The organism is Mycobacterium sp. IDUB_17 (genome assembly GCF_055419465.1).
The window spans coordinates 16783-30197 of record NZ_JBVAXS010000007.1 but is presented as its reverse complement, the minus strand read 5'-3'; the positions used below and the strand labels follow the sequence as shown (position 1 = coordinate 30197).

11 protein-coding genes and 1 tRNA gene are annotated in these 13415 nt (G+C 66.3%); 9 read left to right on the top strand and 3 right to left on the bottom strand.

Going from position 1 to position 13415, the window contains the following annotated elements; translation table 11 throughout:
* The first annotated feature begins 105 nt into the window (after positions 1 to 105).
* Positions 106 to 519, top strand: a complete 414-nt coding sequence (locus ACZYZ7_RS25920) for a YybH family protein (protein WP_463742157.1) — start codon at positions 106 to 108, stop codon at positions 517 to 519.
* A gap of 254 nt (positions 520 to 773) precedes the next feature.
* Here ACZYZ7_RS25920 and ACZYZ7_RS25915 read toward each other — a convergent pair whose 3' ends face one another.
* Positions 774 to 995 (bottom strand): hypothetical protein, encoded by a 222-nt coding sequence (locus ACZYZ7_RS25915; RefSeq protein ID WP_463742156.1) that lies wholly within the window; start codon positions 993 to 995, stop codon positions 774 to 776.
* A 243-nt stretch (positions 996 to 1238) separates the two neighbouring features.
* On the opposite strand from ACZYZ7_RS25915, the gene ACZYZ7_RS25910 reads away from it, so the two are divergent.
* Positions 1239 to 1967: a DUF4760 domain-containing protein gene (locus ACZYZ7_RS25910; RefSeq protein WP_463742155.1), complete on the top strand. Its 729-nt coding sequence runs from the start codon at positions 1239 to 1241 to the stop codon at positions 1965 to 1967.
* Between the two features lie 96 nt (positions 1968 to 2063).
* Here ACZYZ7_RS25910 and ACZYZ7_RS25905 read toward each other — a convergent pair.
* Positions 2064 to 2136, bottom strand: a tRNA-Arg gene (locus ACZYZ7_RS25905).
* Between the two features lie 105 nt (positions 2137 to 2241).
* Between ACZYZ7_RS25905 and argS the strand changes: the two genes are divergently transcribed.
* From argS to rho, 6 genes are all read left to right on the top strand, one after another.
* On the top strand, positions 2242 to 3891 hold the full coding sequence (gene argS, locus ACZYZ7_RS25900; protein ID WP_463742154.1) for an arginine--tRNA ligase: 1650 nt from the start codon (positions 2242 to 2244) through the stop codon (positions 3889 to 3891).
* An 83-nt stretch (positions 3892 to 3974) separates the two neighbouring features.
* Complete coding sequence (gene lysA, locus ACZYZ7_RS25895; RefSeq protein ID WP_463742247.1) at positions 3975 to 5312, top strand: diaminopimelate decarboxylase; 1338 nt, start codon at positions 3975 to 3977, stop codon at positions 5310 to 5312.
* Complete coding sequence (locus tag ACZYZ7_RS25890; RefSeq protein WP_135457028.1) at positions 5309 to 6628, top strand: homoserine dehydrogenase; 1320 nt, start codon at positions 5309 to 5311, stop codon at positions 6626 to 6628. The genes lysA and ACZYZ7_RS25890 overlap by 4 nt, the downstream gene beginning before the upstream one ends.
* Entirely contained in the window at positions 6625 to 7725 is a 1101-nt protein-coding gene (gene thrC, locus ACZYZ7_RS25885; RefSeq protein WP_135457026.1) for a threonine synthase, read from the top strand. The genes ACZYZ7_RS25890 and thrC overlap by 4 nt, the downstream gene beginning before the upstream one ends.
* A gap of 5 nt (positions 7726 to 7730) precedes the next feature.
* On the top strand, positions 7731 to 8678 hold the full coding sequence (gene thrB / locus ACZYZ7_RS25880) for a homoserine kinase (RefSeq protein ID WP_135457024.1): 948 nt from the start codon (positions 7731 to 7733) through the stop codon (positions 8676 to 8678).
* A 313-nt stretch (positions 8679 to 8991) separates the two neighbouring features.
* Positions 8992 to 11058, top strand: a complete 2067-nt coding sequence (gene rho / locus ACZYZ7_RS25875; RefSeq protein ID WP_463742153.1) for a transcription termination factor Rho — start codon at positions 8992 to 8994, stop codon at positions 11056 to 11058.
* A gap of 51 nt (positions 11059 to 11109) precedes the next feature.
* Here the strand turns inward: rho and ACZYZ7_RS25870 are convergent, their stop codons facing one another.
* Positions 11110 to 11715, bottom strand: a complete 606-nt coding sequence (locus ACZYZ7_RS25870) for a TetR/AcrR family transcriptional regulator (protein ID WP_286175100.1) — start codon at positions 11713 to 11715, stop codon at positions 11110 to 11112.
* A gap of 125 nt (positions 11716 to 11840) precedes the next feature.
* On the opposite strand from ACZYZ7_RS25870, the gene fadD1 reads away from it, so the two are divergent.
* Complete coding sequence (gene fadD1, locus ACZYZ7_RS25865; RefSeq protein ID WP_463742152.1) at positions 11841 to 13394, top strand: fatty-acid--CoA ligase FadD1; 1554 nt, start codon at positions 11841 to 11843, stop codon at positions 13392 to 13394.
* Positions 13395 to 13415: the final 21 nt, after the last annotated feature.

The window sequence follows — 13415 nt, the reverse complement described above, 5'->3', positions numbered from 1 at the left end:
TGAAAACTCTATAGAAAATATTCTATAGAGTTTTCGTTCCGGGGCCTTCGCCGGCGGCGGCGTCTAGCGTTTCCGACGTAGTGACCAGAGCGAGGAGGCGGTGTGATGTCACGGCCGAACGATCCGATGGCGGCGGTCCGCCGGTACATCGACGCTTTCAACCGGGGCGACGTCGATGGGTTGGCCGCGGCCTGCGCCGATCCGATGCAGATTCTCGACGGAATGGCGCCCCACGTGTGGCAGGGTCCGACCGCCACCCGGGACTGGTGGCGCGATGTGCTCGCCGAGGGCGAGCATGTCGGCGCCTCGGGCTACCACGTCACGCTCGGTGAGCCGCGGCACGTCGATGTCACTGGGGATTGTGGCTACGTCGTTGTCCCGACGACGATGACGTTCGATCTCAACGGTCAACGGATCGTGCAGAACGGGGGAGTCTTCACGGTTGCCCTCCGCGACGGTGACGACGGTTGGCGGCTGACGGCGTGGACCTGGTCGAAGGGCGTCAATAGCCCGGCATAACCCATCGCGCCGCTAAGGGAGTGGCTTCGAGTGGCCTTCGCGTAGCTTTGTTGCGACGGCATCGAGTCGGTATGCGTCCATCTGATCTTCGCGTAACGCGCCTGCGGGGGACTCGCCGGTGAACCAATACAGGAGCGGTGGAGTTTGCTTCTGATAGCTGCGTGCTTGCTCCATCGTCAACAGCCATACAGCATCGCGAGACAGGTCGACGCACGCCAGCCATTGCGCTGAATCTTTCACCGGGACCGGCCAGTTCAGTGAGTCCTTCCCCGTTCCGCCGGCAGGCACAGGCCTCCACTTGGTTTCACTTGAATGGTCTTCGCGACGCTCGACCCGGGCATGTACATCACCAGATCGATCCCGGAATCGGTGGTCAATCGAGCACTGTCGATGCCATGTTTGAGCAACTGATACTGCACCAGCAGTTCGCCAGCCGCGCCGATGGCCTGCGTGCCCAGTTTCGCCGGTGTCGTCATGAGTGCGTGCCCTCTCGTTGTCTGCCGGGCATCATCTTGCACGTGCAGGTAGACAGGGGCTGTATTTCTCGGTGAGATAGTGCTCAGCTGATAGGCCGTGAGTAGTTACTGGGCGGATCATCAGGGTCGGATCCCTCGGCGGCGATGGCTGCCCGTTCGATGTCATTCATGGATGGTTAGACGCAGCCGGGGGTGTGAACGGTTCGCTGTAATCACGTATCGAGGCGCATTAAAGTCCCGCACATGGCTGGCGGGGGGACCAACGGGTCCAAGCATGCGGATGGCATCCGGGCGTGGTGGAAGCGGGGCGGATGGAGGATGGTCACGCTACTGGCGATAGGCGTCATCGTCGGGGCAGTGGTGGAACACTGCGCCGACATCGTCCGTCATATCCCGATTGATTCGAACGGCCCGAACTGGGCCGACATCGCCATGGTCGTGCTTACTGCCATCCTGGTGATCGCTGGCACCATGGCGCTGTCCGCTGTCGCGGAGGCCCGCAATGCCCGCAATGGGCAACATATGGCGGAACTGTCGCGGCGGTGGGACGAGCCCCTCAATCGGGAGGTGCGCCGGGACGTTCAGCGCTACGCGACGGTTGGCCTAGACGACTTCGATCACACCGCCGCACCTGGACCGGAGCGACTCAAGGAGTCCGTGTTGGAGCTTCGACGGAGGAACGCCGTCGAGTATCGAACGCTGCTGACTGATCCGAGCTATCTGGAGGACATCGCGATCATGGTCGATCCCGGCCAGATGGACTTCGACCTCGTGTACCGCTCACTCGGCTTTCACGTCCCGTACCGCTGGAGTCTGTGGCGGCCGACCATCAAGGCTCTTCGGGAGAAAGACAAGGCGCCGTCCCGGTTCGAGCACTTTGAAGCGCTGGCGCTGCGGATTGCCCGAGAGGACACCAAAACGACCAAAATCGGACCCGACGGGCAGATCGAATGGAGCGACTTCCGGGAGTGACCGCGCTACATCCGACGCTGGTCAGAGCCATGAGACGGGATTGCGCGCAGATCGCACGTGTTAGCTGGAAAAACCTGTTTCCGCTGGTAGGAAGAGTGCCCCCGGCAGGATTCGAACCTGCGGCCTTCTGCTCCGGAGGCAGACGCTCTATCCCCTGAGCTACGGGGGCGCGGGCTGGAGACCAGCTGCGCCGATTGGGCTTGCATAGCGTAGCGCATACAAGAGCGAATACGGATTCGGGGCGCGGGGACCCCAGACCATAGGATGGACCCTCGTGACCCCCGCTGACCTTGCAGAGCTGCTCAAGGCTACTGCCGCCGCAGTGCTGACCGAACACGACCTGGACACCGCCGCGTTGCCCGACACCGTCACGGTCGAGCGCCCGCGCAACCTTGAGCACGGCGACTACGCGACCAACCTCGCGCTGCAGCTCGGTAAGAAGGTCGGCGTCAATCCGCGCGAGCTGGCCGGCTGGCTGGCCACCGCACTGGCCGCGGCCGACGGCATCGCCGCCGCCGAGGTCGCCGGTCCCGGCTTCGTCAACCTGCGCATCGAGGCCTCCGCGCAGGGCGTCATCATCACCAACGTGCTCGACGCGGGCGCGGCGTACGGCAACTCTGCCGAGCTGAACGAGAAGGTCAACCTGGAGTTCGTCTCGGCCAACCCGACCGGGCCGATCCACATCGGCGGCACCCGCTGGGCCGCGGTCGGCGACGCGCTGGGCCGGCTGCTGACCACACAGGGCGCCGACGTCACCCGCGAGTACTACTTCAACGACCACGGCGCCCAGATCGACCGGTTCGCCCGCTCATTGGTCGCCGCGGCCAAGGGAGAGCCGGCACCGGAGGACGGCTACGCCGGCAGCTACATCAACGACATCGCCGCGGCGGTGCTGGCCAAGCGGCCCGATGCGATGAGCCTGCCCGACGATGAGCGGCAGGAAGCCTTCCGTGAGATCGGCGTGGACTTGATGTTCACCCACATCAAGGAATCGCTGCACGAGTTCGGCACCGACTTCGATGTGTACACCCACGAAGACTCGATGCACACCTCCGGCCGCGTCGACCAGGCCATCGCCAAGCTGCGCGAGACCGGCAACATCTACGAGAAGGACGGCGCAACCTGGTTGCGCACCACCGAATTCGGTGACGACAAGGACCGCGTCGTCATCAAGAGCGACGGTAACGCGGCCTACATCGCCGGTGACCTGGCGTACTACCTCGACAAGCGCGAGCGTGGATTCGACCTGTGCATCTACATGCTCGGCGCCGACCACCACGGCTATATCGCACGGCTGAAGGCTGCCGCGGCCGCGCTCGGTGACAACCCGGACACCGTCGAGGTGCTGATCGGCCAGATGGTCAACCTGGTCCGCGACGGCCAGCCGGTGCGGATGAGCAAGCGCGCAGGCACCGTCATCACCCTCGACGATCTCGTCGACGCCATCGGCGTCGACGCCGCACGGTACTCACTCATCCGCTCCTCGGTGGACACCCCGATCGACATCGATCTGGCGCTGTGGTCCAGCGCGTCCAACGAAAACCCGGTCTACTACGTGCAATACGCGCATGCCCGGTTGTCGGCGCTGGCCCGCAATGCCGCCGACCTCGATGTCACCGCCGACACGGCTCACCTCGATCTGCTGACCCACGACAAAGAGGGCATTCTGATCCGCAACCTGGGAGAGTTCCCCCGGGTGCTCAAAGCCGCTGCCGCGCTGCGTGAGCCGCACCGGGTGTGCCGCTACCTGGAAGATCTGGCCGGCGACTACCACCGGTTCTACGATGCCTGCCGCGTGCTGCCGCAGGGCGACGAGGAACCGGGCGATCTGAACGCGGCGCGGTTGGCGCTGTGCGAGGCCACCCGCCAGGTTATCGCCAACGGACTGGCCATCCTCGGTGTCACTGCTCCGGAGCGCATGTGAACGCGCATCCCGCCGGGCCGCGGCACGCCGAAGAGGTTCACCACCCCGGCGCGCCGGTGAAGCCGCAGAGTCCCGACGAGGTCATGTTGCTGGCCCCGAATGTGTGGCCGCGCAACCTGGTTCGCGGTGACGGCGGTGTGGTGTCGATCGCCGGGGTGCCGGTCACCCAATTGGCGGCCGAATACGGCACTCCGCTGTTCGTGATCGACGAGGACGACTTCCGGTCCCGCTGCCGCGACATCGCCGCGGCGTTCGGCGGTGGCGACTATGTGCACTACGCCGCCAAGGCGTTCCTGTGCAGTGAGATCGCGCGCTGGGTCGACGAGGAAGGTCTGTCGCTCGACGTGGCCACCGGGGGCGAGCTTGCGGTGGCGCTGCACGCCGACTTCCCGCCGGAGCGAATCACCCTGCACGGCAACAACAAATCCGTTGCCGAGCTGACCGCGGCGGTCAAGGTCGGGGTCGGGCATGTGGTCGTCGATTCCCTGATCGAGATCGCGCGTCTGGACGAGGTCGCCGGAGCGGCGGGCATCGTCCAGGACGTGCTGGTGCGGGTGACGCCCGGGGTGGAGGCGCACACCCACGAGTTCATCTCCACCGCCCACGAGGACCAGAAGTTCGGATTGTCACTGGCCAGTGGCGCGGCGATGGACGCGGTACGCAAGGTGTTCGCCACCGACAACCTGCGCCTGGTCGGACTGCACAGTCACATCGGCAGCCAGATCTTCGACGTGGCCGGCTTCGAGGTGGCCGCACACCGGGTGATCGGCCTGCTGCGTGACGTCGTATCGGAATTCGGTGTCGAGAAGACGTCTCAGATGTCGATCATCGATCTCGGCGGCGGTCTGGGTATTTCCTATGTGCCGCAGGATGATCCGCCGCCGATGCAGGAGCTTGCCGACAAGCTGCTGGCCATCGTGCGTAGCGAGTCCGAGGCCGTTGGGCTCCCGACGCCGAAGCTCGTGGTCGAGCCGGGCCGCGCCATCGCCGGGCCGGGCACCATCACGCTCTACGAGGTCGGCACCGTCAAGGACGTGGCGATCAGCGCCACCGCGCAACGGCGCTACGTGAGTGTCGACGGCGGGATGAGCGACAACATCCGCCCCGCCCTGTACGGCGCCGAGTACGACGCGCGGTTGGTCTCCCGGGTCAGCGATGCACCCGCGACGCTGGCGCGGATCGTCGGAAAGCACTGCGAGACCGGTGACATCGTCGTTCGCGACACCTGGGTCTCGGAGGACATCGCGCCCGGCGACCTGCTGGCAGTTGCCGCCACCGGCGCCTACTGCTACTCGATGTCAAGCCGGTACAACCTGCTGTGCCGACCTGCTGTGGTGGCCGTGAAGGACGGCAAGGCGCGTTTGGTGCTCCGTCGGGAGACCGTCGACGATCTTTTGAGCCTGGAGGTGAGTGGTCAATGAGTGAGAAGCCCATCGGCGTAGCGGTATTGGGGCTGGGCAACGTCGGCAGCGAAGTGGTGCGCATCATCAACGAGAGCGCCGCCGATCTCGCCGCCCGCATCGGCGCCCCGCTCGAGGTGCGCGGCATCGGGGTGCGCAAGGTCTCCGGTGACCGTGGTGTGCCCAAGGATCTGCTCACCGACGACATAGTCGAGCTGGTATCGCGCGACGACGTCGACATCGTGGTGGAGTTGATGGGGCCGGTGAAGCCGGCCCGCAAGGCCATCCTGGCCGCGCTCGAGCAGGGCAAGTCGGTGGTCACCGCCAACAAGGCGTTGATGGCGCAGTCCACCGGCGAGCTGGCGCAGGCCGCCGAAAAGGCGCGCGTCGACCTGTATTTCGAAGCCGCAGTGGCGGGCGCCATCCCGGTGATCCGCCCGCTCACCCAGTCGCTGGCCGGTGATTCGGTGCTGCGGGTGGCGGGCATCGTCAACGGCACCACCAACTACATCCTGTCCGAGATGGACAGCACCGGAGCCGATTACGCCTCGGCATTGGCCGACGCCAGTGCTCTGGGTTATGCCGAGGCCGATCCCACGGCCGATGTCGAGGGCTACGACGCCGCGGCCAAGGCAGCCATCCTGGCCTCGATTGCGTTCCACACCCGGGTCACCGCCGACGATGTCTATCGCGAGGGCATCACCAAGGTGAGCGCGACCGACTTCGAATCCGCTCGTGCCCTGGGTTGCACTATCAAACTGCTGGCCATCTGTGAGCGGCTGACCAGCGATGAAGGCAAGCAACGTGTCTCGGCGCGGGTCTACCCGGCGCTGGTGCCGTTGTCGCACCCGCTGGCGGCGGTCAACGGTGCCTTCAATGCCGTGGTGGTCGAGGCCGAGGCGGCCGGTCGGCTGATGTTCTACGGCCAGGGCGCCGGGGGAGCGCCGACCGCGTCGGCGGTGATGGGTGACGTCGTGATGGCCGCGCGCAACCGGGTCCAGGGTGGACGCGGCCCGCGCGAATCCAAGTACGCCAAGCTGCCGATCGCCCCGATCGGGTTCATCCCCACCCGCTACTACGTGAACATGAACGTCTCGGACCGGCCCGGCGTGTTGTCTGCCGTGTCGGCCGAGTTCTCCAAGCGTGAGGTCAGCATCGCCGAGGTACGTCAGGAGGGCATGGTCGACGAGGGCGGCCGGCCGTGTGGTGCACGCATCGTGGTGGTCACCCACCAGGCCACCGATGCCGCGCTCTCCGAAACCGTCGAGGCGCTGGCCGATCTCGACGTGGTGCAGACCATCAACAGCGTGCTGCGTATGGAAGGAACGGACGCATGAACCCCGGGACGCAAGGAAAGACCAGCGCAGGACCGGTGCACCGGCCCTGGCCGGGATTGATCGAGGCCTACCGCGATCGGCTGCCGGTCGGCGACAACTGGACGCCGATCACCTTGCTCGAGGGTGGCACGCCGCTCATCCATGCCAAGCGCCTGAGCGAACTCACCGGTTGCACAGTGCATCTCAAGGTCGAGGGGCTCAACCCGACCGGCTCGTTCAAGGACCGCGGCATGACCGTGGCGGTCACCGAGTCACTGGCGCGCGGACAGCAAGCCGTGATGTGCGCTTCCACCGGTAACACCTCGGCCTCGGCTGCGGCCTATGCCGCGCAGGCCGGCATCACCTGTGCCGTGCTGATCCCGCAGGGCAAGATCGCGATGGGCAAGCTGGCGCAGGCGGTCATGTACGGCGCCAAGATCATTCAGGTCGACGGCAACTTCGACGACTGCCTGGAGCTGGCTCGCAAGATCACCGCGGATTTCCCGACCATCGCCCTGGTGAACTCGGTCAACCCGTACCGCATCGAGGGGCAGAAGACCGCCGCGTTCGAGATCGTCGACGCGCTGGGCACCGCGCCCGATGTGCACGCGCTGCCGGTGGGCAACGCCGGGAACATCACTGCCTACTGGAAGGGCTACTCCGAGTACCACCGCGACGGCCTGTCGGACCGACTTCCGCGCATGCTCGGCACCCAGGCGGCCGGAGCTGCCCCGCTGGTGCTGGGTGAGCCGGTCAAGGAGCCCGAGACCATCGCGACCGCCATCCGGATCGGTTCGCCGGCGTCGTGGTCCGGAGCGGTCGAGGCCCAACAGCAGTCCAAGGGCCGGTTCCTGGCGGCTACCGACGACGAGATCCTGGCGGCGTATCACCTGATCGCCCGCAGCGAAGGCGTGTTCGTCGAGCCCGCGTCGGCGGCCAGCGTGGCAGGTCTGCTCAAGTCGATCGAGGACGGCTGGGTCGCGCGTGGCTCGACCGTGGTCTGCACCGTCACCGGCAACGGCCTCAAGGATCCCGATACCGCGCTCAAGGACATGCCCACCGTCACCCCGGTGCCGGTCGATCCGGTTGCCGTCGTCGCCAAGCTCGGACTGGTCTGAGCCTGGTGAATCAGACCCTGCCCGCCGGACTCACGGCCACCGCTGTCGTCGCAGCGTCCAGCGCCAACCTCGGCCCAGGCTTTGACAGCCTCGGGTTGGCGTTGAGCCTTTACGACGAGATCATCGTCGAGACAACCGAATCCGGCCTTCAGCTGGAGGTCGAGGGGGAGGGTGCGGGCCAGGTGCCGCTTGATGCGACGCACCTCGTGGTGCGGGCCATCGAGGCGGGGCTGGCGGCCACCGGCCATCGCGTGGCCGGACTGATCGTGCGCTGCCGCAATGAGATTCCGCATTCGCGTGGTCTCGGGTCGTCGGCCGCCGCTGTCGTGGGCGGCTTGGCTGTGGTCAATGGTCTTGTGGCGCAAGCTGGTTCGGATCCGATGAGCGCTGAGCAGCTGATTCAGCTGTCCAGTGAGTTCGAGGGGCATCCGGACAATGCCGCGGCGGCAGTTCTCGGCGGGGCGGTGGTGTCCTGGACCGAAACCGATGACGACGGGCGGCCGCGCTACCGGGCGGCGCCGGTTCGGGTACATCCGGACATTCGGCTGTTTCCCGCGGTTCCGCAGCAGCGGTCGTCCACCGCCGAGACCCGCGCCGTGTTGCCCGAACAGGTCAGCCACGACGACGCGCGATTCAATCTGAGCCGTGCGGCCTTGCTGGTCGTGGCGCTGAGTGAGCGCCCGGATCTGCTGATGGCCGCCACTCAGGACGTGTTGCATCAGCCACAGCGCGCCGCGGCCATGCCGGCCTCGGCGGAATACCTGCAGCTGCTGCGGCGTTGTGGTGTGGCAGCGGTGCTGTCCGGAGCCGGACCTACGGTGCTTGGGCTGAGTTCGGCGGCGGGATTGCCTGATGAGGCCATGGATTACGGCACTGCCAATGGGTTCACCGTCAGGGAAATGTCGGTCGGAGCGGGCGTCCGCTGGACGTCTGGTGTGGTCGCCAGGAACTGACGATTGAGCGGCACGAGAAGAAGCAAACACCACACGCCCAGCGTCGATGTTGCTTGATTACTTGACCAAAGCGAGTTATTCTCGCTCTCGTCCAGCACTCGCAGGGTCTCTGCCTGCGTCGACACCAGGACGACCACCCAATCTTCTTGTGTTCTACTCGTGGACTGACGGTTCGCCGTATATCGGCGAATCCTGGCGATCGCCGTTGCGCAGGCGACGGTGTGAGCTACGCGCTCAGCGGTTCAGCTGAACGCGCATCGACCTTTGGGGAACCCTCGTACGACCTGATGAGCGAGGGAAAGAAAGGAAATCCGTGACAGATACGGACCTCTTCACGGCTGACAGCGCCAATGGCGCTGGGGATTCACCGCACGCCGTGACATCTGAAAGCACTGCGACCGCTGACACCGCGGCGCCGGCTGCTGCCTCTGCGCCCGGATCGGACACCGCGCGGCGCGCTTCGAGCGCCCGGCCCGCGTCGCTGTCGACCATGGTGCTGCCTGAGCTGCGAGCGCTGGCCAAGGAAATCGGTGTTGAAGGCGCGTCCGGTTTGCGCAAGAGTGAGTTGATCGCAGCTATCCGCGCCCACCGTGGCGAATCCAACGGTGCCGCCGAGGCCCCGCAAAAAGCCCCCGCCGACGTCCGGCCGGACGCCGGAGCCGAGGCCGCTGAGCCGCCGGCGACCCGTCGTCGTGAGCGTCGTGGTTCTTCGCGTCAGGCCGGTGCCCCGGTCGCCGACGCCGCCAATGACGACACCGCCAAGGCCGACGCCGCCAAGGGCGACACCACCAAGGGTGACGCCGCCAATGAGGCCGCCAAGGTTGAGGCGAAGGCCGATTCCGCTGTTGAGGCCGTCACCAAGGACGCCGAGCCTGCCGCTGAGCAGCAGGAAAAGCCTGCCAGGCAGGACAAGCGTGACCGCCAGGAACGGCGGGACAAGCGCGAGCAGTCCGGCGACGAGAACAAGGCCGACAACAAGCAGGACGACAAGCGCGACCAGAAGCAGGACCGCGACCAGCGGCAGGACAAGGGCCAGGCCCGCGAGTCCGATCAGCAGGACAACCAGCAGAACCGGGGCGGCAACTCGTCGGGCAACAACGACGACGACGGCGATGGCGATGGCCGTCAGGGCCGCCGCGGCCGCCGGTTCCGTGACCGCGACCGCCGCCGCCGCGGAGAGCGTGGCACCGAGGGCGGTAACGACACCGAACTGCGTGAGGACGACGTCGTCCAGCCGGTCGCCGGCATCCTCGATGTCCTCGACAACTACGCCTTCGTCCGTACCTCGGGCTACCTGGCCGGGCCGAACGACGTCTACGTGTCCATGAACATGGTCCGCAAGAACGGTCTGCGCCGCGGCGACGCGGTCACCGGTGCGGTCCGTGTGCCCCGCGAGGGTGGTGAGAGCGGCGGCAACAACCCGCGGCAGAAGTTCAACCCGCTGGTGCGCCTGGACAGCGTCAACGGCGGTCCGGTCGAAGCGGCCAAGAACCGGCCCGATTTCACCAAGCTGACCCCGCTGTACCCGAACCAGCGGCTGCGCCTGGAGACCACGCCTGAGCGGCTGACCACCCGCGTCATCGACCTGATCATGCCGATCGGTAAGGGTCAGCGTGCCCTGATCGTGTCGCCGCCCAAGGCCGGTAAGACCACGATCATGCAGGACATCGCCAACGCGATCACCAAGAACAACCCGGAATGCCACCTCATGGTGGTGCTCGTCGACGAGCGCCCGGAAGAGGTCACCGACATGCAGCGTTCGGTGAAGGGCGAGGTCATCGCCTCGACCTTCGACCGTCCGCCGTCTGACCACACCCAGGCTGCCGAGCTGGCGATCGAGCGGGCCAAGCGCCTGGTCGAGCAGGGCAAAGACGTGGTTGTCCTTCTCGACTCGATCACCCGTCTGGGCCGCGCGTACAACAACGCGTCGCCGGCCTCGGGCCGCATCCTGTCCGGTGGTGTGGACTCCACCGCGCTGTACCCGCCGAAGCGGTTCCTCGGCGCGGCCCGCAACATCGAGCACGGCGGCTCGCTGACCATCATCGCCACGGCGATGGTCGAGACCGGCTCGACCGGTGACACCGTGATCTTCGAGGAGTTCAAGGGCACCGGCAACGCCGAGCTCAAGCTCGACCGCAAGATCGCCGAGCGCCGGGTGTTCCCGGCGGTCGACGTCAACCCGTCGGGTACCCGCAAGGACGAGCTGCTGCTCTCCACCGACGAGTTCGCCGTCGTGCACAAGCTGCGCCGGGTGCTGTCCGGGCTGGACAGCCACCAGGCCATCGACCTGCTGATGAGCCAGCTGCGCAAGACCAAGACCAACTACGAGTTCCTGGTGCAGGTCTCCAAGACCGCCCCGGGCAACATGGACGTCGACTAAACGCGAGCGACGCGCGAATGGCCCCCGTACGCGGGGGCCTTTTGCGTATCGTCAGGCAGTTGCGTCGGGGCGTAATCCGGGCATCACGTAACGCCGGACGAACGCGAGCACCGCGTCGCCGTCGCTGGGATCCAGCGTGTTCCCGGGCAAGGTCGCCAGCGAGATCAGAACTCGCGCAACCCATTCCGACGCCTCGGGGACATCGATGTCGGCGCGGACCTCGCCGCGGTCGCGGGCGGCCACCAGGTATCGCGACCAGAATTCGGCGAGATCGGGGATCATGCCCTGCACGCCGGCGCCCGCACACGCGGCGAACTCCTCGGGCTCGTCGTTGCGTAGCTTCATCAACACCGCGCCCGGATCGTCATAGGCTCGCAGGCCGTTCGCGACACCCGCGACGAGTTGGCTGTCCAAGCCGTCGACCTGCTCGAGCATGGCGTGGGCTTCCGACCAGAATGTGTCGTTGAGTCGCACGATCACCGCGCCCAGCAGCGTCGCCTTGTCCGGGAAGTGGCGATAGAGCCACCCGCGGGACACGCCTGCGGCCTCGGCCACCTCTGAGACGGTGGTCGCGCGAATGCCCTTGGTGCGCAGACATTCTTCGGCAGCGTCGATCAGTCGATCTCGCACGCTGCGGGGTGCCGTGGTGCTGGTCAACTGTGGTGTCTCCTGGTCATCTGATGGGGTTAGGTACATGATTCTGCCAAGGGTGTATCCCGTCGCGCCACAACCATGGTAGACAGTTTTCTAAATCTGTTCACTGAACTTTGGGGAATCATCGGATGGCCGAAACGCTGCAGCAGTTGCTCCGCGAGCGCGAAAGTGGCGACGCGGTCGCCATCAAGTACGGCGAACGTACCTGGACCTGGCGCGAGCACATCGCCGAGGCGAAGGCCCAGGCCGCCACGCTGATCGGGCTGGCCGATCCGCGGCGTCCACTGCATGTCGGCACACTCCTCGGCAACACCCCCGACATGCTGACCGCACTGGCCGCCGCGGCGCTCGGCGGCTACGTGCTGTGCGGCATCAACAACACCCGTCGGGGCGATGCGCTGGCCCGCGATATCGCGCGGGTCGAATGTCAGATCGTGCTCGTGGACCCGCAGCACCGCGACCTGCTCGACGGCGTCGACCTGCCCGGCGTCACCGTGATCGATGTATCGGAGGCCGCCTGGTCGCCGCAGGAACTCACGCCCCAGCGCGAGGTCGGGCCCGATGACACGTTCATGATGATCTTCACCTCGGGGACCAGCGGCGAGCCCAAGGCTGTCGAGGTGGCGCACTCCATCGTGCTGTTCTCCGCCGCGGCGCTGGTGCAGCGGTACGACCTCACCGAGGCGGACACCTGCTACCTGGCCATGCCGTTGTTCCACTCGAACGGGGTGTACGCGGGCTGGGGCGTGGCGCTCAGTTCGGGCGCGGCCATGGCGCCCGCACAGTTCTCCGCGTCCGGCTTCCTTCCGGACGTCCGCCGGTACGGTGCCACCTATATGAACTACGTCGGCAAGCCGCTGGCCTACATCCTGGCCACCGCCGAACAGGCCGACGATCACGACAACACGCTGCGGGTGGCGTTCGGCAACGAGGCGGCTGACCGCGACATCGACGAGTTCAGCCGCCGGTTCGGCTGCAGCGTGTGGGATGGCTTCGGCTCGACGGAACTGGCGATCATCATCACCCGGTCCGAGGGCACCCCGGCCGGCAGTGTCGGCCAGGGATTTCCCGGGGTGGCGATCTACGACCCGGAGACCGTCGAAGAATGCGCAATCGCAGAATTCGATGACACCGGTGCTCTGGTCAACGCCGACGCCGCCACCGGGGAGCTGGTCAACACCAACGGCAGCGGGATGTTCCGCGGCTACCACAATGATCAGGGCGCGACCGATGAACGCCTTCGGCACGGCATGTACTGGTCGGGTGACCTGGCCTACCGCGACGCCGACGGCTGGATCTACCTGGCCGGGCGTACCGCGGACTGGATGCGGGTGGATGGCGAGAACATCACCGCGGCACCCATCGAGCGAATCCTGTTGCGGCAGCCGGTGATCAGCCGTGTGGCGGTCTACCCGGTGCCCGACGAGTTCGTCGGCGATCAGGTGATGGCGGCCGTCGTGCTGCGCGATGGCCAGGAGCTCACTCCGGAAGGGCTGACCGAATTCCTTGCCGGTCAGGCGGATCTATCGCCCAAATCCTGGCCGCGGTACGTCTGGCTCGCCGACGATCTGCCCAGCACCGCGACCAACAAGATTCTCAAGCGTGAACTGGTCGCCCTCGGCGCCGATCCGGCCGGTCGGGTGCTCTGGAAGCGCGACGGCACCACTTACTCGATTATTTGATCGTGTTGTCCCCTCGGGTCC